Below are 24,177 nucleotides of genomic sequence, written 5' to 3' on the forward strand. Positions count from 1 at the left end.
CGGCATGGAACTGCGGGGCGACCGAATCCACCGCTACGTCAACGCGTTTTGCCCGCAATGTCACGCCGAGGAACCCGACCGTCCGCTCGGCGACGTGGCGCGGCTCAGCGGTTGGCTGGCCGTGCGCGGCGACGGGCAGGTCTGGCTCGAACGGGGCTGTCCGAGACACGGGCACGTTCGAACGCTGTACGACGAAGACGCCGAAATCCTTGCCTACCTCGAGGAGTGGACCGCGCCCACCAAGGCGCACGTCCCCGACGAGCCGGGCAACTTCGACCCGATCCCGTCGGCCTATCTACGCGGCCTGCCGCCGATGCAGACTCAGCACACCTGCATCCTGCTGGAGGACATCGCCGCGACCTGCAACCTGCGCTGCCCAACGTGTTTCGCCGATTCCTCGCCGGACCTCCGCAATGTCGTCGCGGTCGGTGACGTGCTGGCCAACGTCGACCAGCGGCTCGCACGGGAGAACGGCCGCCTGGATGTGGTGATGCTCAGCGGAGGCGAGCCCAGCCTGCACCCGCACCTGCCCGAGCTGCTCGCCGAACTCAGCGCGCGACCGATAACACGAATCCTATTGAACACCAACGGTATCCGGGTAGCTCACGACGACGAACTGCTCGACCTGCTCACCGCGCACCGCGAACGCGCCGAGGTGTACCTGCAGTACGACGGGCTTTCGCCGGCCGCGCACCGGTATCACCGTGGCGGGGACCTGTCGCGTATCAAGGAGTCGGCGCTGCGGCGACTTTCCGAACGTGAGGTTTTCAGCACGCTCGTGATGACGGCGGCACTCGGTGTCAACGACACAGAGATCGGCGACATCGTCAAGCTGGCGCTGGACACGCCCTACGTCGGCGGGGTTTGCATCCAGCCGCAATTCGGTTCCGGGCGTTCGGGTCTCATTGACCCGGCCAGGCGCCTCACCCACACGGGTGTGCTGAAGCGGTTGGGACCGCAGACAAGCGACCTGATCACCTGGCGGGATTTGACCGCGCTGCCATGCTCGCACCCCCATTGCTGCTCGGTCGGGTACATGCTTCGCGAGGACAACGGGAATTGGCGCTCGCTGGTCGCACTGATGGGCCACGACAACCTCAAGGACAAACTGGGATTGATCGCCAACCGGATCGCCGACTCCGACATTCCCCGGGACTTGCGGCTGGCCGTGCGGGAATCCCTGATGGGGTTGTTGTCGGAGCAGTCTTCGTTGTCGCATCCTGCGATGTCGGACGTGTGGCGCATGATCTGCGAGAACTGCGACCTGGGCATGGCGACGTTGCTCACCGTGGCGTCCGCCGCCCTGCCGGGGCGGCGACGCCAACTGAGGCGGATGCTGGGTGAGCGTGTCGTTCGGGTCACGGTCAAACCGTTCATGGACATGTCGACGATGATCGAAGAGCGGCTGGTGCAGTGCTGCGTGCACGTCGGCACGCGGTCGTCGCAGGATCAGTGCGCGCCGTTCTGCGCGGTGCAGGCGTGGCCGCAACTCGGCGGCCAGCGGCTGTCAGCCGCCGCCGACCGCTTGCTGCCCGTCGTGGGTTAGGCCGTCGGGTCGGGGCCGCCCGGCAACCCGGCGGCGGCGAGTTCCTCGTCCGAGGGCAACCGCAGCGAGACCAGCCCGGCGTAGGTATCCGGTTCGAGTTCCACCCTGTTGACCGTGACGTGCACCGGTACCCAATCGTTGTCATCGCCGGGCATTCGCAGCACCCGGCTGGTCGCACCGTGGCCGAATTCCTCGGTCATCGAGGACACCAGGTGCTGATCGTCGGGGTGAACTTTCGGCTTGCCGGTCTCACTGCCGCGCCAGTCGTAGAAGGTGCAGGGCTCGTCCAGCCACTTCAGCAGGGCCCAGTTCTTCAGGTCGATCAGCGCGCGGTGGACGCCGGCCTGAGCGAGCCCGCTCAGGATCCGTTGCGCCAGATCGTCTGTCGACACCCCCGGGCCCTTGAGTTCGGCGCGCCAGTTGATCGCCCGCGCGACCAGATGGTCCCGACCGTCGGGGCCCGCCTCCAGGCCGGTGCGCGCGACGAAACCGATCCGCATGGAGTTGCCCTGCCAATCGGTGAGATCCCAGGTGCTGCAGAGTGTTTGGTTCGGCTCGGCCTTCACGGCCATGGCCAGCACCTTGGTTTCGTTGGGGTTGAGCTCGCGCGAGGGAAGGTCTTCCGCGAAGGCCCTGCCGAAGGTGACCTCGACTTCGGGATTCTTTCCGCTGTTGGCCAACGACTCCCGGGTGTCGGTGGCGACCCCCATGGTCAGATCCCACTTGAGCGGCCCGGGGGTCGGCCGCTCGGGTGGTTCGACGTCCGCGGGGCCGGTCCACACGTGCACCCCGTGGATATGGCCGTCGGACATCACCACCGGTTCGGTGCGAATGACGCGGTCGCGCTTGGGAGTGATGCTGGTCAAGCGCTGACCGGTCTGTACCGACTCGGCGATCGCCGTCCGAACCGCGGAGAGATAGGGGCTGCGGCGCATGAACGTGGTGATCGGGACGAGATTCTTAAGTTGGCGTCCCTGCGCCACCACGGTGGGTTCACCCCCCAGCGTCTCCACGAGCAACCAGTCGTGGCCCATGCGGCCGATTTTACGGCGACGGCCCGCATCGTTGGGACCTCGGCCCTACCGGCCATGTCGGCGCCGTCCGCGGGCCTCGGTGGTCGTCCCACCGGCGAGCCGGTGAATTTGCCAATGACGTTGTGGCCTTGGTAGTTTGCTGCTGCGCCAGCGAGGTAGGGGCTGCCGCCGCTCACCGATGAGCGCCCGTTAGCCCGTCAGCGGCATCCGTGGGGTCGACCGTCGAGGGGTCGGTCGTCATCCGCCGGATCGTTCAGCATGCGACAGCTCCGCGAGGACCAGGTGCAACACCCGCACCGCACCCTCCTTGTCCAGTGGGTCGTTGCCGTTGCCGCATTTCGGGGACTGCACGCAGGACGGACACCCCCGGGGGCACTCACATGCCTCGATGGCGGCGGCGGTCGCACCCAGCCAGGTACGCGCCTGGCGAAAACCGCGCTCGGCGAACCCGGCGCCGCCCGGATAGCCGTCGTACACGAAGACACTGGGCAGACCGGCCGGGTCCGGTCCCGCCGCCGTGGACAAGCCGCCGATATCGCCCCGATCGCAGCTGGCCACCAGCGGCAGCAGGCCGATCGCCGCGTGCTCGGCGGCGTGCAGTGATCCGGGTATCCGCGGCGCGTCAATCCCCTTGCGCAGCAAGGCCTCTTCGGTGATGGTGTACATCACCGCGGTGGTCGCCAGCGTGTGTTCCGGCATGTCCAACTCGATGAAGTCGATCACCTCTCCAGAAAGCCGGCGACGCAGATACCCCACCACTTGGTGAGTGACGGTGACGGGCACCAGACCCAGGGTGACGGGCCCGAACTGTGCGCGTTCGCCGGTACCGGTGACCGTGATGTCGGTGATCTCCCGCGCAAACGTCGCGTAGCCGGGGTCCTCGGCGTGCACGAAGGCGATCGCATCCTCGAGATTCAACGAGTCGACGACATAACTTTCCCCTTGATGGAGGTAGACGGCGCCCGGGTGGACCGAAGCCGGGGCCTGACCGACACCGGTGCTGCCCAGCAGCCGCCCGGTGTCGGCCTCGACGATGACGATCTGGCCGCCCGAGGATCCCCGAATGTCCACCGCCCCATGGGGTGCTAGGCCTGCCGCTGGAAAGTACTTGCCGTTGCGCCGCCGCAGCAATCCGTCGTCGATCAGACCCTCGGCCACTTCGGTTGCGCCGAAGTCGCGCACCTCGGCCTCGTCGAGCGGCATTTCGGTTGCGGCGCAGAGCAGTTGGGGCCCCAAGATGTAAGGGTTGGCGGGGTCGATCACCACCCGCTCGACCGGCTTGCCCAGCAGCGCGGCGGGGTTGTGCACCAGATACGTGTCCAGCGGATCGTCGCGGGCGATCAGCACCACCAGCGCGCCCTGCCCGCGCCGGCCCGACCGGCCGGCCTGCTGCCAGAACGAGGCGACCGTGCCGGGGAACCCGGCGAGGACCACCGCGTCCAGCCCGGCGATGTCGACACCCAACTCCAGGGCGTTCGTGGTGGCCAGACCGCGCAGCCGACCCTCCGCGAGGGCCCGCTCCAGCGCGGTGCGGTCCTCGGCGAGATAGCCGGCCCGATACGACGCCACCTTGCCGGACAGCCCGGGGGCGATCTCGTCCAACCGCGCCTGGGTGCCCAACGCGGTCAGCTCCGCGGCGCGGCGCGACCGCACGAACGTCAGCGTCTGCGCGCCCTCGGCGATCAGGTCGGCCATCACCCGCGCCGCCTCCGCTCCGGCCGAGCGGCGCACCGGCGCGCCGTTCTCGCCGAGCAGGTCGGCGCGCAGCGCCGGTTCCCACAACGCGACCGTCCGGGCGCCCTGCGGCGAACCGTCCTCGGTGACCTCCTCGACCGGAAGCCCGATGAGCTCGGCCGCCGTCGCGCCCGGTGCGTCCGTCGTCGCGCTGGCGAAGACGACGGTGGGAGCCGACGAGTATCGCCCACACAGCCGCAGCAACCGCCGCAGCACCATCGCCACGTTGGAGCCGAAAACCCCACGGTAGTAATGGCATTCGTCAACTATCACGAAGCGAAGACCGCGCAGCAGCACGGCCCACCGGGCGTGGTTGCGCAGAATCGACAAATGGATCATGTCGGGATTGGAGAACAGCCAGCGGGATCGCTCCCGCGCGAACCGGCGGACTTCCGGGGGGCTGTCGCCGTCGTAGGCCGTGGGCGCCACGTCATGCAGCCGCGGAACGGCGGCCGTCAGCGCGTGCGCGGCCCGCAACTGGTCGTGGCCCAGCGCCTTCGTCGGGGACAGGTACAGCACCCGGGCGCGAGGATCGGTGGCCAGCGCATTGAGGACGGGAAGCTGATACGCCAATGACTTGCCCGACGCCGTCCCGGTGCTCACCACCACATGACGGCCGGCGTGCGCCAATTCCGCGGCGGCCGACTGGTGTGACCAGGGCGAACTCACCCCGCGGTCGGTGAACGCGCGCACCACGTCCGGCTCGGCCCACCCCGGCCAACTGTGCGGACGGCCGCTTCGTGGCGGGAGTTCGGCGACGTGTCGCAGCGGGTGCTCGTCGGCGCCGGTACCGGCGAGCGCGGCGGCGAGCAGGTCGCTGCCGAAACTCGCCATTCGCACCCTCCTGGGACCGGCTGAGACTCCGTCCAAGACGCAAGTCTGTCGCCGAAGCGATGAACATGGTTGACTATTCGCGGTCGCAGCTTCTGTGTTCGTGTCAAACTTTCGCAGGATCGACGTTGCGGCCGCGGTTCCTGCGAGGTTAATCGGTCGGGTGAAGTTCCGGCGACTGAGCGAGGTATGGCGGTCGTACCAGGCCCGGGGCATCGGCAGGCGGTGCCCCGCACCCAGAAGAAAAGGAAAGATCGAGAGATGCCACAGGGAACTGTGAAGTGGTTCAACGCGGAGAAGGGCTTCGGGTTCATTGCCCCCGAAGACGGTTCCGCAGATGTTTTTGTCCACTACACGGAGATCCAGGGTTCGGGCTTCCGCACCCTCGAAGAAAACCAGAAGGTCGAGTTCGAAATCGGCCACAGCCCTAAGGGCCCCCAGGCCACCGGAGTCCGCCCCGCTTAATCGGAGCAGGTCTTCCACGAACCCCCCGTGCAGTCCCGCCCAGCGGGCCCGTCGGGGGGTTTTGGTATTCCGTCGGGTGCCGAACCGCCGCCGCGCCGGTTGCCTCAAGACGCGGATGGTCGACCTGGCCTACTGTCGGTGGCGTGAGCCAGCTTTCCTTCTTCACAGCGGAGTCGGTGCCGCCCGCGGTAGCCGACCTCTCCGGGGTGCTGGCGGCTTCCGGTCAGATCGTCATGGTCGGCGGTCCGGGGGCGCAGGGCGCGCGGCTTTCCGTGGTGGTGGACCAGGCCTGGCGGGCCGCCGCGCTGGCCGACATGATCCGCGAGGCGGGGCTCGAGCCCGAGATCGGCCGCACCGACGAGGACACCCCGCTGGTGCGCACGGCGGTCACCGCGGCATTGCTGAATCTGGCCGCCGAATGGACGCGCGGCGCGGTCAAAACGGTGCCGCCGCGGTGGCTGCCCGGGCCGCGGGAATTGCGGGCCTGGACGCTAGCGGCCGGTCATCCCGAGGGCGACCATTACCTGTTGGGCCTGGATCCCCACGCGCCCGATACCCATTCCCCGCTGGCGTCGGCTTTGATGCGGGTCGGAATCGCCCCCACTTTGATCGGCACCCGCGGCGGCCGCCCGGCGCTGCGGATCAGCGGCCGTCGCCGGCTATCGCGCCTGGTAGAGAACGTGGGCGACGCCCCCGACGGCGTCGACGCGTCATCGGTGTGGCCGCGGGTATAACCGCGGAAAACGATTTGCGTTTCCGGCGGCCGGTTTGCGCAGTCGCGCCTCAGGGTGCGAAATTGTCAGGTGCCCGAGGGCGAAGGAACGCTGGCGTATCTGAATTTCCGCGGAATTTTTGACGCCGGCCTGTCATTCTTCTGCGGGGCGGCCTCGCAGGGGGGCCGAGATCAAGGATGGAGCGTAAGCGTAGTTGGCCGACCCGAATCTCAAGGACCGCGAGAGCGGCCGGGCTGGGAGCCGTAGGCGACTCGTCATCGTCGAGTCGCCGACCAAAGCGCGCAAATTGGCCGGTTACCTGGGCTCCAACTACATCGTCGAATCCTCGCGTGGCCACATCCGCGACCTGCCCCGCGCCGCGGCCGACGTGCCGGCGAAATACAAGTCGGAGCCCTGGGCCCGGCTTGGTGTCAACGTGGATCACGACTTCGAGCCGCTCTACATCATCAGCCCCGAGAAGAAGAGCACCGTCAGCGAGCTGAAGGGCCTGCTCAAGGGCGTCGACGAGCTTTACCTGGCCACGGATGGTGACCGCGAGGGCGAAGCCATCGCCTGGCACCTGCTGGAAACACTGAAGCCCAACATCCCGGTCAAGCGGATGGTGTTCCACGAGATCACCGAGCCGGCCATCCTCGAGGCGGCCGAGAACCCCCGCGACCTGGACATCGACCTGGTCGACGCGCAGGAAACCCGCCGCATCCTGGACCGGCTGTACGGCTACGAGGTCAGCCCGGTGCTGTGGAAGAAGGTGGCGCCCAAGCTGTCGGCGGGGCGGGTCCAGTCGGTGGCCACGCGCATCATCGTGCAGCGGGAACGCGACCGGATGGCGTTTCGCAGCGCCTCCTACTGGGACATCCTGGCCCGTCTGGACGCCAGCGTGTCCGACCCGCAGGCCACACCGCCGACCTTCACCGCCCGTCTGAGCAGCGTCGACGGCCTGCGCGTTGCCACCGGCCGCGACTTCGACTCGCTGGGCCAGCTGCGCAAGGCCGACGAAGTGACCGTGCTGGACGAGGCGCGGGCGACCGAGCTGGCCACCGGGCTGCACGGCGCGCAGCTGTCGGTCGCCTCGGTGGAGGAGAAGCCCTACACCCGCCGGCCCTACGCGCCGTTCATGACGTCGACGCTGCAGCAGGAGGCCGGCCGCAAGTTGCGGTTCTCCTCGGAGCGCACCATGAGCATCGCCCAGCGGCTCTACGAGAACGGCTACATCACCTATATGCGTACCGACTCGACGACGCTGTCGCAGTCGGCCATCAACGCCGCGCGCACGCAGGCGCGTCAGCTCTACGGCGAGGAGTACGTCTCACCGTCGCCGCGCCAGTACACCCGCAAGGTGAAGAACGCCCAGGAGGCGCACGAGGCGATCCGGCCCGCCGGGGAGACGTTCGCCACCCCGGACGCGGTGCGCCGCGAGCTCGACGGCGACGAATTCCGGCTCTACGAGCTGATCTGGCAGCGCACCGTGGCGTCGCAGATGGCCGACGCGCGCGGCACGACGCTGAGCCTGCGGATCAACGGCGAATCCGACGGCCGCCAGGTCGTCTTCAGCGCCAGCGGGCGCACCATCACGTTCGCCGGGTTCCTGAAGGCCTACGTGGAGACCGTCGACGAATTGGCCGGTGGCGAGGCCGATGACGCCGAGAGCCGGCTGCCGCAGTTGACGCAGGGCCAGCGGCTGGACGCCATCGAGCTGACGCCCGACGGCCACGCCACCAACCCGCCGGCGCGCTACACCGAGGCGTCGCTGGTGAAGGCGCTCGAGGAGCTGGGGATCGGCCGCCCGTCGACGTACTCGTCGATCATCAAGACCATCCAGGACCGCGGCTACGTGCACAAGAAGGGCAGCGCGCTGGTGCCCTCGTGGGTCGCGTTCGCCGTAATCGGTTTGCTGGAGCGGCATTTCGGCCGACTGGTCGATTACGGTTTCACCGCCGCGATGGAGGACGAGCTCGACGCGATCGCCTCGGGGCAGGAGCGGCGCACCGACTGGCTCAACCGCTTCTACTTCGGCGGCGACCACGGGGTGGCCGATTCGGTGGCGCGCTCCGGCGGTCTCAAAAAGCTCGTCGGCGTCAACCTCGAAGGCATCGATGCCCGAGAAGTCAACTCCATCAAGCTATTTGACGACGATCACGGTCGTCCCGTGTACGTCCGGGTGGGCAAGAACGGGCCCTACCTGGAACGCATGGTCACCAACGACGAGGGTGAGCTCGGGCCGCAGCGCGCCAACCTCAACGACTCGCTGACGCCGGACGAGCTGACGCTGGAGGTGGCCGAGCAGCTGTTCGCCACGCCGCAGGAGGGACGCGCGTTGGGCGTCGACCCGGAGACGGGTCACGAGATCGTCGCCAAGGACGGCCGGTACGGCCCCTACGTGACCGAGATCCTGCCCGCGCCGCCCGAAGAGGACGAGGGTGGCGCCCCGGCCAAGAAGGGGAAGAAGCCGACGGGACCCAAGCCACGGACCGGCTCGCTGCTGCGCAGCATGGACCTGCAGACCGTCACCCTCGAGGACGCGCTGAAGTTGCTTTCGCTGCCGCGGGTGGTCGGCGTGGACCCGCAGACCGGTGAGGAGATCACCGCGCAGAACGGCCGCTACGGCCCATACCTCAAGCGCGGCACCGACTCTCGTTCACTGGCCACCGAGGACCAGATTTTCGAGATCACGCTCGACGAGGCGCTGAAGATCTACGCCGAGCCCAAACGGCGCGGCAGGCAGGCCGCGGCCGCGCCGCCGTTGCGGGAGCTGGGCGCCGACCCGGCGACCGGCAAGCCGATGGTGATCAAGGACGGCCGATTCGGGCCCTACGTCACCGACGGCGAGACGAACGCGAGCCTGCGCAAGGGCGACGACGTCCTGTCGATCACCGACGAACGCGCCGCCGAATTGCTCGCCGACCGGCGTGCGCGCGGTCCGGTGAAGCGTCCCGCGAAGAAGGCCGCCCGAAAGAAGGCCCCGGCCAAGAAGGCCGCCAAGCGCAGCAGCTAGCCCGGCCTAGTAGCCCGGACCGATCGACTCGCTGTGCACCTCTTCGGGGGCCCGCACGGGCTGGGAGTCCGTGGTGCCCGCCAGCTTGACCGGCCGGGCCAGCTGCGTGGGGGCGGTGCGGCCCCGCAGCTCGACCACTTCGCCCACGTCCCAGCACAACGCCTCGGCATCCAGCGCCCCGCTGACGGCGATCGCCGACGCCAGCACGTGGCCGGACTCGAGTTTGGCCAGCTCGGTCAGCCGGGCGGCCTCGTTGACCGGGTCGCCGATCACGGTGTATTCGAAGCGCGCCTGCGCGCCGATGTGCCCGGCGATCGCCCTGCCCGCCGAGACGCCGATCCCGAACTCCGCCGAGCCGATCACCGGGAGCAGCTCGTCGTGCAGCTCGCGTGCCGCGGCGAGCGCGCCGCCCGACGCGTCGGGGTGTTCGATCGGCGCACCGAAGATGGCCAGGGCGGCGTCGCCCTGGAACTTGTTGACGAAACCGCCGTGCCGGCCCACGGTTTCGACCACCACGCGGAAGAACTCGTTGAGCAGGTGGACCACCTCGGCGGGCGGGCGGGTCGCGGCCAGCTTGGTGGAACCGACCAGGTCGACGAACAGCACCGCGACGTGGCGCTCCTGACCGCCCAGCTCGGTGCCGCGTTCCAGGGCGCGGCGGGCGACGTCTTCACCGACGTAGCGACCGAACAGGTCGCGCAGCCGCTGCCGCTCGGACAGGTCACGCACCATGTCGTTGAAGCCGGCCTGCAGCAGACCCAGCTCGCTGGCGTCGTAGATCTGCATGTGCGCGTTGTAGTTTCCGCGCTGCACCTCGGACAGCGCCCAGCGCAGCTGGCGCAGCGGGTCGGCGATCGACATGGCCACCAGCAGGGTGCTGACGAAGCCGATGCCCAACGCCGCCAGCGCCAGCAACAGGATCGGGGTGAACAGCTTCTCCGGCGTGGCGTGCAGCAGGGACGCCTTGTCCGCCATCACCGCCAGCACGATGGCCAGCACCGGGACGGCGGTGGACAGCATCCACGTCAGGATCTGCCGCAGGATGACGCCCGGCGCCTGCACGTTCTCGGGCACGCCGCTGCGCAGGGCCGCCACGGCCACCGGCCGCAGCACCCGCTCGGACTGCAGGTAGCCGATGATCGCGGTCGCCGCGGCGCCGAGCCCGGTGGCGACGGCGACGACGGGCGCGGCGAACCGGGCCACCGACCAGCTGGCGATGATGAACACCACCCCGCCGATGCCCCAGGCCGCCATGCTGATCAGCGTGCGATAGAAGGGCATCCGCAGGGCGCGGCTGCGCGCCAGCTCGGTGGCGGCCGGGTCGGCCTCGGCGAGCAGGTTGTCGCGGCGCTGCCAGCGGAAGACCGGCATCAGCAGCTTCAGGTTGACCATCCAGCCGGCCAGGAACAACACCACCAGCGCGGTCCCGAAGAGCGCCAAGTTCAGGACCGGCAGATCCTGCAACTGGATGCGATCCTCGGGGGGGAGGGCGTAGCGCAGGAAGCCCAGCACGAAGAGGGCGCCGATGATGTCGGCCTGCAGCATGCTCAGCGAGAACAACGGCCACGGGGTACGCACCACCCACCGGACGAATGCGCTGATCCGCCCGGGCAGTGCTCCCGCTGTTGCCACGATCCCACCGTATCGGTCAGCACGGACTTGTCGGAAACTTACAACGATCTCGACGCGCACCCGTTCGCGCCGAAAAGAGCCGAAATGTAACGGGATTGTCCCAATACGGTGGCCGATCGGTATATGTCGGCGGCGGTGGCTACTGTTGCCGGTGATGTCCGGGGTGTTTACGCGGCTGGTAGGCCAGGACGTGGTGACGGCCGAGCTGCTCGCCGCCGCCAGGGCGGCCCGCGGTGATCTGGTTCACAGCGATGCGGGCGCCGGGACTATGACACATGCATGGCTGATCACGGGGCCCCCCGGGTCGGGGCGCTCGGTCGCGGCGCTGTGCTTCGCCGCCGCGCTGCAGTGCACCTCCGATGGGGAACCGGGGTGCGGGCAATGCCGGGCGTGCACGACTACCATGGCCGGCACCCACTCCGACGTGCGCCGGGTGATCCCCGAAGGGCTGTCCATCGGGGTGGACGAGATGCGCGCCATCGTGCAGATCGCGTCGCGACGTCCGGCCACCGGGCACCGGCAGATCGTGGTGATCGAGGACGCCGACCGGCTTACCGAGGGCGCCGCCAACGCGCTGCTCAAGGTCGTCGAGGAGCCGCCGCCGTCGACCGTGTTCCTGCTGTGCGCGCCGTCGGTGGATCCCGAGGACATCGCCATCACGCTGCGTTCGCGCTGCCGGCACGTCGCGCTGGTCACCCCGCCGACCGACGCGATCGCGCGTGTCCTGATCGACAGCGACGGCCTGACTCCGGACACCGCGAACTGGGCGGCATCGGTCAGCGGCGGCCACGTGGGCCGGGCGCGGCGGCTGGCCACCGATTCCGAAGCCCGGGAACGCCGCGAGCGGGCGCTGGCGCTGGTGCGCGACGCCGCGACGCCGTCGCGGGCCTACGCCGCCGCCGAGGAGCTGGTGGCCGCGGCCGAAGCCGAGGCCTTGGTGCTCACGGCCGACCGCGCGGAGGCCGAAACCGAGGAGTTGCGGACGGCGCTGGGCGCCGGCGGCACCGGCAAGGGCACCGCCGGGGCGATGCGGGGCGCCACGGGCGCGATGAAAGACCTCGAACGGCGGCAGAAGTCGCGTCAGACCCGGGCCTCACGCGACGCGCTGGATCGGGCGCTGATCGACTTGGCGAACTATTTCCGGGACGCGCTCATGGTTTCGGCGGGCGCGGGTTCGGTGCGGCCGAATCATCCGGATATGGCCGATCGGGTGGCGGCGCTGGCCGCCCACGCCCCGCCGCAACGGTTGCTGCGCTGCATCGAGGCGGTGCTGGAGTGCCGCGAGGCGTTGGCGATCAACGTCAAGCCCAAGTTCGCCGTCGACGCCATGGTGGCCACCTTTGGCCAGGAACTGCGCGACTAACTTGGGGGTGCCCGCCCGCCTGCCGTAGACTCGTGCCGCCCGGCGTGAGGGTGTGCCGCCTTAGCTCAGTCGGTAGAGCGATTCACTCGTAATGAATAGGTCGGGGGTTCGATTCCCCCAGGCGGCTCCACGATTCTCTACTCGACGTCCGGCTAGGCCGGCGCCAGGAACCCGACCGGACCCGACGCGACGCACAACGCCAGCGCGGTGGTGTTGGCGCGCACGGTGATCGCGTCCCCGGCGCCGGGCAGCCGCGCGAAGACCCGGTTGAGCCCCGGATGCACGGGGACCTTGACGTCGGGTCCCTGCGTCAGCGCGAGCGTCATCGTTCCCTCGCTGTTGGCCAGGTAGTTGAGCTCGACGCTCCAGTCGGCGGGCAGCAGCGGGCCGTCCAGGACCAGGCGTGCCGGCTTGTCCGGCTGCGCGAAGTAGCCGCATTGCGGCATGGGTCCGGGCACGATGGTCCGCACCCAGGTCACCCGCGCCTTGACCAGTCGGCCCGAGCTGTCCAGCATCCGCAATTGGGTTGTGGCGGAGGCGAATTCGGGCCGGTCGTGCAGCAGGGCGAACAGGTGGCTGGCCAGGTTCTCCGGCGCCGCCACCCGTTGCAGCACCAGCGGATCGACCTCCTGGTCCAGCAGCGGCGCCGTGGAGGCAGCGTGGGCCGCGGCCAGATCGGCCCGGGCGTTCTGTAGATAACCCTGGGCCGGGTTGTCCCGCCAGCTGGTCAAAAAGGTCGACGTCGAATACAGGCTGCTGGCCACGAACAACGCCGTCACACCCAGCGTCACAGCGGTGCGTCCGGGCGAGGCGTCCAGCCAGCGCGGCGCGGCGGGCCGGTTCGGCGCGCAGAACGCGACGGCCGCCAGCAGCGCCAACACGAAGACGAGATCCGGGAAATAGCGCAGGGTTTGGGCGAGTTCCAGCGCGGTCAGCTTCGACGAGCGCATCAGATAGATCGGCACCTGGCAGGCGACCGCGTAGCCGGCCGCGGTCAGCCACACCGGTCCAATGCGCTGCTTGCGCACAAGTGAGACCGCCACGGTACCGCCCAGCACCAGCCAGCCGAGCGCCATCACGAGTGGCGGGGGCGTGGCCCACGGCGAGGCCGGCGCCCACCGGTCCCAGTGCCACGGGCCGCCGGCCAGCCCGGGGACGATGCCGTGCGTGACCGATCGCGCCAGCAGGTCCGCCGTCATCGCCAGGTCCGAGCTCCACCGCCCTTGGTTGACCACGGCCAGGTAGAGCGCGATCCAGCCCGCGGTGAGCGCCAGCGTCGCGACCCATAGCCGACGCCCGGCGCGCCACACCGTGAGCAGCGCCGCCCGATCCCCGTCGACGTGGCGCAGCAGCGCTACCACCGCGAACGCGACGAACGGGATGACCGCCGCCTTCTCGAAGAACAGCAGCCCACCGAAGTAGGCCAGCGTCCCGGTCATCGCATAGCGCTGGTTGCCCGTCCGCACCAGCAGGATCGCGTCGGCGCACACCCATGCCAGCGCTGCCAGCATCGGCAGTGAGTTCAGCGCCGCCGCCCACCACGCGAACCCCGGCACCGCCAGCGGGGTGAACAGCGCGAAGGTCAGCGGGACCAGCAGCACCGGCCGCCGGCCGAGGATGACGTACAGGGCGCGCAGCAGCGCCAGCGAGGCCAGCAGCTGCAGCACCAGCAGGCTGATCGCCGGCCCGGTCCAGTTCAGCGGGGCCAGCCGGACGATGGCGCCGCCGAGCAGGAAGGCGGCCGGCATGACGTGGCCGTCGTGGTCGTCGAACAGGTACGCCGGCGAGAGCAGGTTGTGGGTGCCGGCCTTCCCGATGAGGATCAGGTCGTCCCAGTAGAAGTAACCCCCGAACGCCAGCACCGCGCGTATGCCCAGCGCAGCGACGATTAGCGCGGCGGCCAGGGCCGGTATGTATGGTGGGCCGGTGCGCGCACTGGTTACCGGGGCAGCCGGATTCATCGGGTCGACGCTAGTCGACCGTCTGCTGGCCGACGGCCACACCGTGGTGGGGCTGGACAACTTCGCCACCGGCCGCGCGACCAACCTCGAGCACCTGGCCGACAACCCCGCGTACGTCTTCGTCGAGGCGGACATCGTCACCGCCGATCTACAGGCCATCCTCGACGAGCACCGGCCCGAGGTGGTGTTCCACCTGGCGGCCCAGATCGACGTGCGGCACTCGGTGGCCGACCCGCAATTCGACGCCTCGGTCAACGTGATCGGCACGGTGCGCCTCGCCGAGGCGGCGCGGCGGACGGGCGTGCGCAAGGTCGTGCACACCTCGTCGGGCGGATCCATCTACGGCACCCCGCCGGTGTACCCGACCCCCGAGACCGTGCCGACCGACCCGGCCTCGCCGTACGCGGCCGGAAAAGTGGCCGGCGAGATCTACCTGAACACCTTCCGGCACCTCTACGACCTGGACTGCTCGCACATCGCCCCGGCCAACGTCTATGGACCGCGGCAGGACCCGCACGGCGAAGCCGGTGTCGTGGCGATCTTCGCCCAGGCGCTGCTCTCGGGTAAGCCCACCAAGGTGTTCGGCGACGGCAGCAAGACCCGCGACTACGTGTTCGTCGACGACGTGGTGGACGCCTTCGTCAAGGCCGCCGGGGAGGCGGGCGGCGGGCAGCGGTTCAACATCGGCACCGGACTGGAAACCTCAGACCGGCAACTGCATTCGGCGGTGGCCGCGGCGGTCGGGGGGCCCGACGACCCGGAGTTTCATCCGGACCGCCTGGGCGACCTGAGGCGGTCGTGCCTCGACATCGGTTTGGCCGAACGGGTTTTGGGGTGGCGGCCGCAGGTCCGGCTCGACGACGGCGTGCGCCGCACGGTCGAGTACTTCCGCAGCGGCCAGAAGGTCTAGCTGTGTTCGGGCGCCTGCGCGCCCTCGAGCGCCAGGGCGCGGGCGAGCCGGGCGTAGCGCAGTTCCAGGTCCTTGAACCGCATGTACGTGCTGAGCGTGGTGAAGCAGAAGGCCATCACGAGCGCGTAGAGCATCAGGTCGGTGCCGCGGCGCACCCCGAACCACTGCGCCACGACCGTGGTGTCGTCGGGCCGCAGCACGGCATAGACACCGGCCAGCACGAAGACGATGTAGCCGACCTTGACCCAGGCCCGGGACCGCGCGTTCCGGCGCGACCGCAGCAGATAGACCAGCAGCGCGATGATCGATCCGATCAGCAGCACCTGGATCCAGTTCATTCTTCAATCCGTTTCATCTCGGAATCCTCCCTCGCAGGAACCCGTCGAAGATGATGTTGACGCCGTTGAGAAGCGGCTGCCCCTTCGACTTGGAGTAATCGGTGTAGAGCACCTCGACCGGTTGTTCGACCACGCGCCAATGGTTTTCGGCGATCAGCATGATGAACTCGTTGGCGTGGCTCATGCCGCTCATGGTGATGTCCAGCCCGTCGGCAACCTTCTTGTTGAAGACCCGCAGCCCATTGTTGGTGTCGGTCAGGCCAAGTCGGCGGCCACGACGGCTCAGGCGCGCGGCGGTCTGCAGCACCAGCCGCTTCACAAACGGCGGCCGGGTGCCGCCGGGCGCGCCGAACCGCGTCCCGATGACCACGTCGACGTCCTCCGCGCAGAGCCGGTCCACCATCGCGGCCAGGTCCTTGACGCGGTGCTGCCCGTCGCCGTCGAACGTGGCGAACACCTGCGCCCCAGGCTGTTTGCGGGCGTACTCGACGCCGGTCTGGATGGCCGCGCCCTGGCCCAGGTTGATCGGATGCCGCACCAGATGAGCACCGGCGCGCCTGGCGACCTCGCCGGTGCCGTCGGTGCTGCCGTCGTCCACGCAGACGACATTGTCGAAGATCGAGCGCACATCGGCGACCACCTCGCCGATGACGGTGGCTTCGTTGAAGGCGGGGATGACGATCCAGGCGCCCGAGTATTTGGAGTCAGTAACCATCTAGCCCACAAGGTTAGCCAGGATCAGCCGGTCAAGCGCTCGGCGCGCGAGAGCGCCACCAGATGAACACCGATTCCCACCAACGGACCGCACAGCAGGCCGACGACGGTCCGCGTCTGCAGCGGCAGCGGCAGCAGTAACAGCAGCCCCGACGCCACCGTCGCGCCGACCCAGCCCAGCGAGTACGCCCGGTGCAGCGCCGCCGCTACCGCGCCGGCGCCGGTGAGTGTCAGCATGGCGATAGCCACCGCGGCGGCGGTCAGCCAGGCCAGCAGCGCGCCGCTGGCCTGGTACTGCGCCCCGAAGCCCACCCGCAGCAGCCACGGGCCCACGACCCCGGCGGCCACCACGCCGACCGCACCGATGCCGCCGATGATCCCCGCCGGCGCGACCAGGGCACGAACCCGATTGCTGCGTGCGTCGACGAAATGCGCGATCAGATTGCCCTGCATGGCCGTCAGCGGCACCAGCAGCGGCGCCCGGGTCAACGTCACGGCGAGGATGATCACCCCGCCTTCGGCCCCCAGCTCGTTGCTGGTCAGCTTCAGCAACACCGGAAAACCCATGACCAGAATCGCGCTCGCGCCCGCGGCGGTGATCGAATGGGCAGTCCCGCGCAGGAAGGTCTGGGCACTACCGGGCGTCAGCAGGCGGGCGGCGGCCCGCGCCGACCGCGAGGCCACCAGCATGATCAGCCAGGCGACCGCGCCCGCGACGGTGGCCCACAGGAAGCCGACCAGGCCCCAGCCGAGCACGACGGCTACCGCGGCGACGGTCACCCGGATGACCACGTCGGTCACCATCAGGGCCCCATACCCGGTCCACCGATCGGTGCCGGCCAGCATGCCCAGCAGGGTGGCGTGCACGCAGAACCCGGCCAGCCCGACGCTGAGCAGCGCCACCGACAGCCAGCGCTGCTCGACGAACACCCGCCCGCTCCAGAGCGGAGAGCTACCGCCGATCACGACGGCCGCGCCCACGCCGATCAGGGCGGCGACCCGCAGCGGGTGGGTTCGCGGTACGTCGCCGCCCGGCAGGGCCGCCGGGAGGTGGCGGCTCGAGCGGACCTCCCGGGTGGTCTCCTGCATCAGTCCGAAAGCGGCGCCGGCGACCAGGCCGAAAGCGCCCCAAAAGACCCCGAAAACCGAAAAGCCGCCCGGCGCCAGGTCACGGGCGGCCAGGTATATCACCAGGTAGCCGCACACTCCGGTGACCGCCGTCGCGGCCCCGACCCGGGCCACACTGCCGCGCGTGATCGGACCGGCGCCAGTGGAGGCTTGGGTACCGCCGACTTCGGGCATGGCCACAATTCGAAAATAGTAAGTGGCCGTGGATGCTGGTCGGCGACGGTGACCGGGGTTCGCTATCGTGGGCGGCTGTCGGAAAGGACACCTTGGCCGCCTTGCGCATCTTCGGAATCTCGCTGTTGGTCAGCGTGGCGGCCCTCGCGGTCGGGTATGCCCACGGCGGCCTGAAGGACCTCTTTTTACTGCTGGTGCTGGCCACCCTCGAGGTATCGCTGTCGTTCGACAACGCCATCATCAACGCCGCGATCCTGAAGCAGATGAGCCCGTTCTGGCGGCAGATGTTCCTGACCGTCGGGATTCTCATCGCGGTGTTCGGGATGCGGCTGATCTTCCCGTTGCTGATCGTTTGGGCGACCGCGGGCCTCGATCCGGTCCGGGCGATGGAGTTGGCGCTGCACCCCCCGCCGCACGGCGCGCTGGAATTCCCCGACGGCTCGCCGAGCTACGAAAAGCTGATCGTCGCCGCGCACCCACAGATCGCGGCGTTCGGTGGGACGTTTTTGTTGATGCTGTTCTTGGACTTCATCGTCTACGACCGAGACATCAAATGGCTCAAGTGGATTGAGGCTCCCTTCGCCCGCATCGGGCGGCTTGGCCAGGTATCGGTCGCGGTGGCCGTCGTGGCGCTGGTGCTCGTCGGGACGCGACTGACGCACTCCACCGACGAAGGCCAGACGGTGCTTACCGCGGGCCTGCTGGGTCTGGTGACCTATCTGGTCGTCAACGGTCTCAGCCGGGCGTTTCGCCCGCCGGACCTCGAGGCGGTGTCGGCCGGCACGGCGGTCGGCAAGGCCGGCTTCACGTTGTTCTTGTATCTCGAGGTCCTCGATGCCGCCTTCTCGTTCGACGGGGTCACCGGCGCCTTCGCGATCACGTCGGACCCGATCGTCATCGCGCTGGGTCTCGGACTGGTGGGGTCGATGTTCGTCCGGTCCATCACCATCTTCCTGGTGAAGCAGGATGCGCTGGACCGGTACGTGTACCTGGAGCACGGCGCACACTGGGCGATCGGGGTGCTGGCCGTGATCATGCTGCTCTCCGTCAACCCGCGATACGAGGTTCCCGAGGCGATCACCGCGTCGGTGGGGGTGGTGTTCATCGGCGCGGCGCTGAGCTGGAGCGTGCTGCGCAATCGGCGCAACGCGAAGGCCGCGTCGCCGGCTTAGGCCTCGATCTGGCCCGCGATGCGTCGTTCGATTCCGGCCCTCGCGGGGGCCGGCAGCACGATCAGACCGTCGAGTTCCTTGCTCGCCCGCGCGTAGGCATTCTGTCGTTCGTCGCGGGTGGCCGCCTCGTCCTGCGCCAGGTGCAACAAGCTCTGGGCCCGCGCCATCCGTTGCTGCTCGTCCACCGAGAAGTCGCTGCGACGCCGGCGAATCGCCTCGGCCTCGGCGATCTCGAACGCACTGATGTACTCGTGGACGGCGTCGCGGTATTCCACCAACGCGTCCCGGTTGCCGACCAGGCTCTCGGGCGGCTCGGGCCGCAGCAAATCCGCGTGCCGCTTCGCCCGATGGAACGCGATGGTCAGCGGGGCCCGCATATCGGTCATCATCGGGAAATCCAGCAATCGCGCGATATCGACTTCGTAGTCGAACCACCGGATGTCGGTACGGTCATGAGCCGCAACGAGTTTGGCGATCTCTCGCCGATCACTTTCCTCGTTCGTCCGGGCCCGTCCCGACGCCTCGGCCACCGCGATCTTGGCCTGCTGCTTCAGCCGATATCGTTCCAGCCGGCGCTCGGCCCGGCGCTCGTTCGCGGCGGCAATGGCCCGAAGGCCGCCGCCGATCGCACCGCCCAGCGGAAAAACCAGCCACCAGAAATTGGTGGCGAAATGCAACACCGGGGTCACATCGCCAGGATGCCACCGGAAATCGGCGTGCGGTTACGCCGCGAGCGTTACCGCAGGTAAGCAGTCAGTGCCCGTTCGACTTGAACCGCTCGACCGAACGCTGAACCTCGGCTTCGGCCTCCGCGCGGCCGACCCAGTCGGCGGTCTTGACGAACTTGCCCGGTTCCAGCGCCTTGTACTGCTCGAAAAAGTGCTTGATCACGTCCAGTTCGAATTCGGGCACGTCGCCGATGTCCTGGATGTGGTCCCAACGATGGTCGCCGGCCGGCACGCACAGCACCTTGTCGTCGCCCCCGGCCTCGTCGACCATCCGGAACATGCCCACGGGGCGCGCCTCGACGATCACGCCGGGGAACACCGACTGCGGCAGCAGCACCATGGCGTCCAGTGGGTCACCGTCCTCACCCAGCGTGTCCTCGATGAAGCCGTAGTCGGTGGGGTAGGCCAGCGAGGTGTAGAGGTAGCGGTCCAGACGCACCCGGCCGGTCTCGTGGTCGACCTCGTACTTGTTGCGCTGGCCCTTCGGAATCTCGATGGTCACGTCGAATTGCACTGTGTGCTCCTTAGATCTGGGCGTACCGCGGTGGTCCGTTTGCGTCGGGGATCACCCTAGTCGAGGCATTTGCGGCGGATTCGGCAGAATGGGTCGCAGACAGTCAGGAGAGCGATGGGTCCCACTCGCTGGCAAAAATCCACCCACGTGTTCGTCGGGTTGGCCGTGCTGGCGTTTGTCGCCGCCGTGGTGGCGGCGGCAACGTTTTTCACTTCGGCGGGGCACGGCGGCAACAGCTCGCACGCGCCGATACCGCCCCCGCATGCGCCGACGGTCAAGCCGGGGATGATCCCGGTCAGTGACAGCGCCGAGACGCCGAGCCCGGCCGGGGTGGCCGGCGCGCTGGCGCCCGTGGCGGCCGATCCGAACCTGGGCAGGTTGGGCGCCCGGGTCACCGACGCCCTGACCGGGAAAGAGCTCTGGCAGGTGGCCGGCGACATGCCGCTGGTGCCGGCGTCGACCAACAAGGTGCTGACCGCGGCCGCAGCCCTGCTGACCCTGGACCACCAGGCGCGGATCAGCACGCGGGTGGTGGCCGGCAGCCAGAACGCCCAGGGCCCCGTCGTGCTGGTCGGGGCCGGCGACCCGGTGCTGTCGGCGGCGCCTCCCGGCGTGGACACCTGGTACCGCGGATCCGCCCGGCTCAGCGACCTCGTCGAGCAGATCCGCCGCAGCGGCGTGACGCCGACCGCGGTGCAGGTGGATACCTCGGCGTTCACCGGGCCGACGATGGCGCAGGGCTGGGATGGCGCCGATGTCGACAACGGCGACATCGCGCCGATCGAGTCGGTGATGATCGACGCCGGGCGTATCCAGCCGAGCACCGTGAATTCCCGGCGGTCGCGAACCCCCGCGCTCGACGCCGGGCGAGAGCTGGCCAAGGCGCTGGGCCTCGATCCCGGCGCCGTGACGATCGCGACGGCGCCGTCGGGGGCGCGGCAGCTCGCCGTCGTGCAATCGGCGCCGCTGGTGCAGCGGTTGTCCGAGATGATGGACCACTCCGACAACGTGATGGCCGAGTGCATCGCCCGCGAGGTGGCGGCCGCGATCAACCGGCCGCGCAGCTTCGCCGGGGCGGCGGACGCGGTGACGAACCGGTTGAGCACCGCCCACGTCGACACCGGGGGCGTCACGCTGATGGATTCCAGCGGGCTCTCCGTCGACGACCGGCTCACCGCCAAGACCCTCGACGGTGTGCTGCAGGCCGCCGCCGGACCCGACCAGCCGACCCTGCGGGCGCTGCTGGATCTGCTCCCGATCGCCGCCGGTAGCGGGACGCTGGCCGACCGCTTCACCGACGCGGCCTCCAATCAGGGGCCGGCGGGCTGGTTGCGCGCCAAGACCGGCTCGCTGACCGCCATCAACGCCCTGGCCGGGGTGCTCACCGACCGCAGCGGGCGGGTACTCACGTTCGCGTTCATCTCGAACGCCGCAGGCCCGAACGGCCGCAACGCGATGGACGCCCTGGCGAGCCGGCTCTGGTCGTGTGGTTGCTCATGAGCGCGCCCTCTGAGCTGACCCTCGGTACCGCCGTCGACTGGCGCTTCGCCGCCACCGTCGGGCAGCGGCTGGCCCGGCCCGGCCCGCCATCCAGTGAATACACCCGGCGTCAGGTGATCGACGAGCTCACCAGTTCGGCCGCCAAGGCCGAACCGCCGGTGCGCGAGGTCACGGGCCTGGTCACCAACGGTGTCGTGCCCGCCGCCCGCATCGTCGACCGCCCCGAATGGATCGGCGCGGCGGCCGAGTCGATGCGGGTGATGATGAACGGGGCCGAGAAGCCGCGCGGCTTTCTGACGGGCCGCGTCACCGGCGCGCAGACGGGCGCCGTGCTGGCTTTCGTGTCGTCCGGAATCCTCGGTCAGTACGACCCGTTCGCCGCCGCGAAAGAGGGCTGCCTGCTGCTGGTGTATCCGAACGTCATCGCCGTCGAGCGGCAGCTCCGGGTCGATCCCTCCGACTTCCGGTTGTGGGTCTGCCTGCACGAGGTGACCCACCGGGTGCAGTTCACCGCCAACCCGTGGCTGTCCAAGCACATGTCCCGCGCTTTGGCGCTGTTGACGCGGGACGCCGGTGACGACATCGCTCAGGTGGCGAGCCGGCTGGCGGAGTACGTCCGCACCCGCGGCAACGGGGCGGCGGATGGCAGCTCGTCGGGAATCGTCGGTCTGGTGCGTGCGGTGCAGTCCGAGCCGCAGCGGCAGGCCCTCGATCAGCTGCTCGTGCTCGGCACGCTGCTCGAAGGCCACGCCGACCACGTGATGGATGCCGTCGGGCCGATGGTGGTGCCGTCGGTGACCACCATCCGCCGTCGATTCGACGAGCGCCGCAACCGCAAGCAACCGCCGCTGCAGCGCCTGCTGCGCGCGCTGCTGGGGCTCGACGAGAAGCTCAACCAATACACGCGGGGCAAGGCGTTCGTCGACCACGTGGTGGGGAAGGTCGGCATGGAGCGGTTCAACGCCATCTGGACGGGTCCCGAGACGCTGCCCCTGCCCGCCGAAATCGAGGAACCCCAGCGATGGATCGACCGGGTGCTGTAGGGCAGCTGCGCGCTGCCGTCGAGGCGTTCATCCAGACCCATGTCGCCACGGCCGAACAATGGTGCGTGGCGCTGTCCGGCGGCCCGGATTCCCTCGCGCTGACGGCGGTGGCGGCCCAGCTGCTGCCCACCACCGCCGTGGTCGTCGATCATGGGCTGCAACCCGACTCCGCCGCGGTCGCCGAAACCGCCCGGGCGCAAGCCGTCAGCTTGGGATGCGTTGCGGCACAAGTCGTTCGCGTGCACGTCGGAAACGAAGGCGGTCCCGAGGCCGCCGCCCGTGCCGCCCGATATGCGGCGCTGAGCGCGTACCACGGCGGACCGGTGCTGTTGGGCCACACGCTCGATGATCAGGCGGAGACCGTCCTGCTGGGGCTGGGCCGCGGGTCGGGCGTGCGGTCGATCGCCGGGATGCGCCCGTACGACCCGCCCTGGGGCCGGCCGCTGCTGGGTGTGCGGCGCGCCGTGACCCACGACGTATGCCGCGAGCTGGGGCTGACCGCCTGGCAGGACCCGCACAACACCGACCACCGCTTCACCCGGACCCGGCTGCGCCTGGAGGTGCTGCCGCTGCTCGAGGATGTGCTGGGTGGCGGGGTGGGCGAGGCGCTGGCCCGCACGGCGACGGCGTTGCGGGAGGACACCGAGCTCATCGACTCGCTCGCGGCCCAGGCGCTGCCCGAGGCGAAGGCGGGCGCGGGATTGCAGACGCAGGCCCTGGCCGCGCTGCCCGTCCCGGTTCGGCGCCGGGTTATCCGTGGCTGGCTCCTGGCGGGCGGCGCAACGGGCCTGACCGACAAGCAGATCCGCGCCGTGGACGCCCTTGTCACCGCCTGGCGCGGGCAGGGCGGGGTGGCGGTCGGGTCCGCACTGCGCGACGAGCGGCTGATCGCGGGGCGGCGCGACGGCGTACTCACCCTGTGGCGCGAACCGGTTAGATAGGCGCAATACCGGGGTCGCCGTTGGTTATTCGGCCGTTGGCGTGGCACTCTGTGGGCGTGGCCCAGATCTCCTCGGCGATCACCCCCGCCCAGCCCGTGGAGTTGTACCCGGGGGACATCAAGTCGGTGCTGCTTACTGCCGAGCAGATCCAGGCGCGGATCGCCGAACTCGGCGAGGAGATCGGCGGGCAATACCGCGACGCCATGGCCGAGACCGGTCAGGACCTGCTGCTGATCACCGTGCTCAAAGGCGCCGTGATCTTTGTCACCGATCTGGCCCGGGCGATTCCGGTGCCGACCCAGTTCGAGTTCATGGCCGTCAGCTCCTACGGGACCTCGACGTCGTCGTCGGGCGTGGTGCGAATCCTCAAGGACTTGGACCGCGACATCCAGGGCCGCGACGTGCTGATCGTCGAGGACGTCGTCGACTCGGGCCTGACCCTGTCGTGGCTGCTGCGCAATCTGACCAGCCGCCATCCGCGTTCCCTGCGCGTCTGCACGCTGCTGCGCAAACCCGATGCCAAGGGCGCCAACGTCGACATCGCCTACGTGGGCTTCGACATCCCGAACGACTTCGTCGTGGGCTACGGCCTGGACTACGACGAGCGCTACCGCGACCTGTCGTACATCGGCACCCTGGACCCGAGGGTGTACCAGCAGTAGTCGCTTGGCGGCGGGTCGCCGCCGTCGGGCTTGCGGCGATCGCAAGCGCGGCGGAGCCGGG

At 69.3% G+C, this 24,177-nt stretch carries 20 protein-coding genes and 1 tRNA gene; 12 read left to right on the forward strand and 9 right to left on the reverse strand.

Features of this window, described 5'->3' with window-relative positions; genetic code table 11:
* The first annotated feature begins 4 nt into the window (after positions 1-4).
* Positions 5-1,546, forward strand: coding sequence for a radical SAM protein (locus tag H7J89_RS11290; RefSeq protein WP_264043828.1), 1,542 nt, complete (start codon positions 5-7; stop codon positions 1,544-1,546).
* Here the strand turns inward: H7J89_RS11290 and H7J89_RS11295 are convergent.
* On the reverse strand, positions 1,543-2,580 hold the full coding sequence (locus H7J89_RS11295; RefSeq protein ID WP_264043456.1) for a PAS domain-containing protein: 1,038 nt from the start codon (positions 2,578-2,580) through the stop codon (positions 1,543-1,545). The genes H7J89_RS11290 and H7J89_RS11295 overlap by 4 nt on opposite strands.
* Before the next feature lie 237 nt (positions 2,581-2,817).
* The gene (gene sftH / locus H7J89_RS11300; RefSeq protein ID WP_264043458.1) at positions 2,818-5,148 is read right to left on the reverse strand and encodes a DEAD/DEAH box helicase; all 2,331 of its coding nucleotides are present in this window, start codon (positions 5,146-5,148) and stop codon (positions 2,818-2,820) included.
* A gap of 258 nt (positions 5,149-5,406) precedes the next feature.
* Here sftH and cspA point away from each other — a divergent pair, with 258 nt between their 5' ends.
* From cspA to topA, 3 genes are all read left to right on the forward strand, one after another.
* The gene (gene cspA, locus H7J89_RS11305; RefSeq protein WP_066955621.1) at positions 5,407-5,610 is read left to right on the forward strand and encodes a cold shock protein CspA; all 204 of its coding nucleotides are present in this window, start codon (positions 5,407-5,409) and stop codon (positions 5,608-5,610) included.
* 143 nt (positions 5,611-5,753) lie between these two features.
* Positions 5,754-6,344, forward strand: a complete 591-nt coding sequence (locus tag H7J89_RS11310; RefSeq protein ID WP_264043461.1) for a hypothetical protein — start codon at positions 5,754-5,756, stop codon at positions 6,342-6,344.
* A gap of 193 nt (positions 6,345-6,537) precedes the next feature.
* Positions 6,538-9,336, forward strand: coding sequence for a type I DNA topoisomerase (topA, locus tag H7J89_RS11315; RefSeq protein ID WP_264043463.1), 2,799 nt, complete (start codon positions 6,538-6,540; stop codon positions 9,334-9,336).
* Between the two features lie 6 nt (positions 9,337-9,342).
* Here topA and H7J89_RS11320 read toward each other — a convergent pair whose 3' ends face one another.
* A complete protein-coding gene (locus tag H7J89_RS11320) occupies positions 9,343-11,028 on the reverse strand; it encodes an adenylate/guanylate cyclase domain-containing protein (protein ID WP_264043465.1) in 1,686 nt (561 codons plus the stop codon).
* 94 nt (positions 11,029-11,122) lie between these two features.
* Here H7J89_RS11320 and H7J89_RS11325 point away from each other — a divergent pair, with 94 nt between their 5' ends.
* Positions 11,123-12,331 carry a DNA polymerase III subunit delta' gene (locus tag H7J89_RS11325; RefSeq protein WP_264043467.1) on the forward strand — a complete coding sequence of 403 codons (1,209 nt, stop codon included), beginning with the start codon at positions 11,123-11,125 and terminating at the stop codon, positions 12,329-12,331.
* A gap of 54 nt (positions 12,332-12,385) precedes the next feature.
* A tRNA-Thr gene (locus H7J89_RS11330) sits at positions 12,386-12,461 on the forward strand.
* 22 nt (positions 12,462-12,483) lie between these two features.
* Here H7J89_RS11330 and H7J89_RS11335 read toward each other — a convergent pair.
* Positions 12,484-14,292 carry a hypothetical protein gene (locus H7J89_RS11335; protein ID WP_264043469.1) on the reverse strand — a complete coding sequence of 603 codons (1,809 nt, stop codon included), beginning with the start codon at positions 14,290-14,292 and terminating at the stop codon, positions 12,484-12,486.
* Between H7J89_RS11335 and H7J89_RS11340 the strand changes: the two genes are divergently transcribed.
* On the forward strand, positions 14,258-15,202 hold the full coding sequence (locus H7J89_RS11340; RefSeq protein ID WP_264043471.1) for an NAD-dependent epimerase/dehydratase family protein: 945 nt from the start codon (positions 14,258-14,260) through the stop codon (positions 15,200-15,202). The genes H7J89_RS11335 and H7J89_RS11340 overlap by 35 nt on opposite strands.
* Here the strand turns inward: H7J89_RS11340 and H7J89_RS11345 are convergent.
* Genes H7J89_RS11345 through H7J89_RS11355 form a run of 3 tightly spaced genes read right to left on the reverse strand, consistent with a single transcriptional unit; the run spans position 15,199 to position 17,556 of the window.
* Positions 15,199-15,540, reverse strand: coding sequence for a DUF2304 domain-containing protein (locus tag H7J89_RS11345; protein WP_066955604.1), 342 nt, complete (start codon positions 15,538-15,540; stop codon positions 15,199-15,201). The two genes, H7J89_RS11340 and H7J89_RS11345, sit on opposite strands and share 4 nt — an antisense overlap.
* A 13-nt stretch (positions 15,541-15,553) precedes the next feature.
* The gene (gene ppgS / locus H7J89_RS11350; RefSeq protein WP_264043474.1) at positions 15,554-16,255 is read right to left on the reverse strand and encodes a polyprenyl-phospho-N-acetylgalactosaminyl synthase PpgS; all 702 of its coding nucleotides are present in this window, start codon (positions 16,253-16,255) and stop codon (positions 15,554-15,556) included.
* A 23-nt stretch (positions 16,256-16,278) separates the two neighbouring features.
* Positions 16,279-17,556 (reverse strand): hypothetical protein, encoded by a 1,278-nt coding sequence (locus tag H7J89_RS11355; RefSeq protein ID WP_264043830.1) that lies wholly within the window; start codon positions 17,554-17,556, stop codon positions 16,279-16,281.
* Positions 17,557-17,648: 92 nt separating this feature from the next.
* On the opposite strand from H7J89_RS11355, the gene H7J89_RS11360 reads away from it, so the two are divergent.
* Positions 17,649-18,728 carry a DUF475 domain-containing protein gene (locus H7J89_RS11360; protein WP_264043832.1) on the forward strand — a complete coding sequence of 360 codons (1,080 nt, stop codon included), beginning with the start codon at positions 17,649-17,651 and terminating at the stop codon, positions 18,726-18,728.
* Here H7J89_RS11360 and H7J89_RS11365 read toward each other — a convergent pair.
* Positions 18,725-19,417, reverse strand: coding sequence for a hypothetical protein (locus H7J89_RS11365; RefSeq protein ID WP_264043477.1), 693 nt, complete (start codon positions 19,415-19,417; stop codon positions 18,725-18,727). The two genes, H7J89_RS11360 and H7J89_RS11365, sit on opposite strands and share 4 nt — an antisense overlap.
* Before the next feature lie 64 nt (positions 19,418-19,481).
* Entirely contained in the window at positions 19,482-19,970 is a 489-nt protein-coding gene (locus H7J89_RS11370; RefSeq protein ID WP_066955591.1) for an inorganic diphosphatase, read from the reverse strand.
* Positions 19,971-20,084: 114 nt separating this feature from the next.
* Between H7J89_RS11370 and dacB the strand changes: the two genes are divergently transcribed.
* Genes dacB through hpt form a run of 4 tightly spaced genes read left to right on the forward strand, consistent with a single transcriptional unit; the run spans position 20,085 to position 24,116 of the window.
* Positions 20,085-21,470: a D-alanyl-D-alanine carboxypeptidase/D-alanyl-D-alanine endopeptidase gene (dacB, locus tag H7J89_RS11375; RefSeq protein ID WP_264043480.1), complete on the forward strand. Its 1,386-nt coding sequence runs from the start codon at positions 20,085-20,087 to the stop codon at positions 21,468-21,470.
* Positions 21,467-22,513, forward strand: coding sequence for an Rv3626c family coenzyme F420 biosynthesis-associated protein (locus tag H7J89_RS11380; protein ID WP_264043482.1), 1,047 nt, complete (start codon positions 21,467-21,469; stop codon positions 22,511-22,513). Before dacB ends, H7J89_RS11380 begins: the two co-directional genes overlap by 4 nt.
* On the forward strand, positions 22,492-23,454 hold the full coding sequence (gene tilS, locus H7J89_RS11385; RefSeq protein ID WP_264043484.1) for a tRNA lysidine(34) synthetase TilS: 963 nt from the start codon (positions 22,492-22,494) through the stop codon (positions 23,452-23,454). The genes H7J89_RS11380 and tilS overlap by 22 nt, the downstream gene beginning before the upstream one ends.
* A 50-nt stretch (positions 23,455-23,504) precedes the next feature.
* Entirely contained in the window at positions 23,505-24,116 is a 612-nt protein-coding gene (hpt, locus tag H7J89_RS11390) for a hypoxanthine phosphoribosyltransferase (RefSeq protein WP_264043835.1), read from the forward strand.
* The last annotated feature ends 61 nt before the right edge of the window (positions 24,117-24,177 follow it).

It is taken from the genome of Mycobacterium paraffinicum (assembly GCF_025822865.1).
In the GTDB taxonomy this organism is placed as follows: domain Bacteria; phylum Actinomycetota; class Actinomycetes; order Mycobacteriales; family Mycobacteriaceae; genus Mycobacterium; species Mycobacterium paraffinicum.

What these genes read in the sequence shown, in the direction of transcription:
- H7J89_RS11290 (WP_264043828.1), top strand. Translation starts at nt 5, where the DNA reads ATGGAACTGCGGGGCGACCGAATCCACCGCTACGTCAACGCGTTTTGC.
- H7J89_RS11295 (WP_264043456.1), bottom strand. Translation starts at nt 2,580, where the DNA reads ATGGGCCACGACTGGTTGCTCGTGGAGACGCTGGGGGGTGAACCCACC.
- sftH (WP_264043458.1), bottom strand. Translation starts at nt 5,148, where the DNA reads ATGGCGAGTTTCGGCAGCGACCTGCTCGCCGCCGCGCTCGCCGGTACC.
- cspA (WP_066955621.1), top strand. Translation starts at nt 5,407, where the DNA reads ATGCCACAGGGAACTGTGAAGTGGTTCAACGCGGAGAAGGGCTTCGGG.
- H7J89_RS11325 (WP_264043467.1), top strand. Translation starts at nt 11,123, where the DNA reads ATGTCCGGGGTGTTTACGCGGCTGGTAGGCCAGGACGTGGTGACGGCC.
- H7J89_RS11335 (WP_264043469.1), bottom strand. Translation starts at nt 14,292, where the DNA reads ATGAATCCGGCTGCCCCGGTAACCAGTGCGCGCACCGGCCCACCATAC.
- H7J89_RS11345 (WP_066955604.1), bottom strand. Translation starts at nt 15,540, where the DNA reads ATGAACTGGATCCAGGTGCTGCTGATCGGATCGATCATCGCGCTGCTG.
- ppgS (WP_264043474.1), bottom strand. Translation starts at nt 16,255, where the DNA reads ATGGTTACTGACTCCAAATACTCGGGCGCCTGGATCGTCATCCCCGCC.
- H7J89_RS11355 (WP_264043830.1), bottom strand. Translation starts at nt 17,556, where the DNA reads ATGCCCGAAGTCGGCGGTACCCAAGCCTCCACTGGCGCCGGTCCGATC.
- dacB (WP_264043480.1), top strand. Translation starts at nt 20,085, where the DNA reads ATGGGTCCCACTCGCTGGCAAAAATCCACCCACGTGTTCGTCGGGTTG.
- H7J89_RS11380 (WP_264043482.1), top strand. Translation starts at nt 21,467, where the DNA reads ATGAGCGCGCCCTCTGAGCTGACCCTCGGTACCGCCGTCGACTGGCGC.
- tilS (WP_264043484.1), top strand. Translation starts at nt 22,492, where the DNA reads ATGGATCGACCGGGTGCTGTAGGGCAGCTGCGCGCTGCCGTCGAGGCG.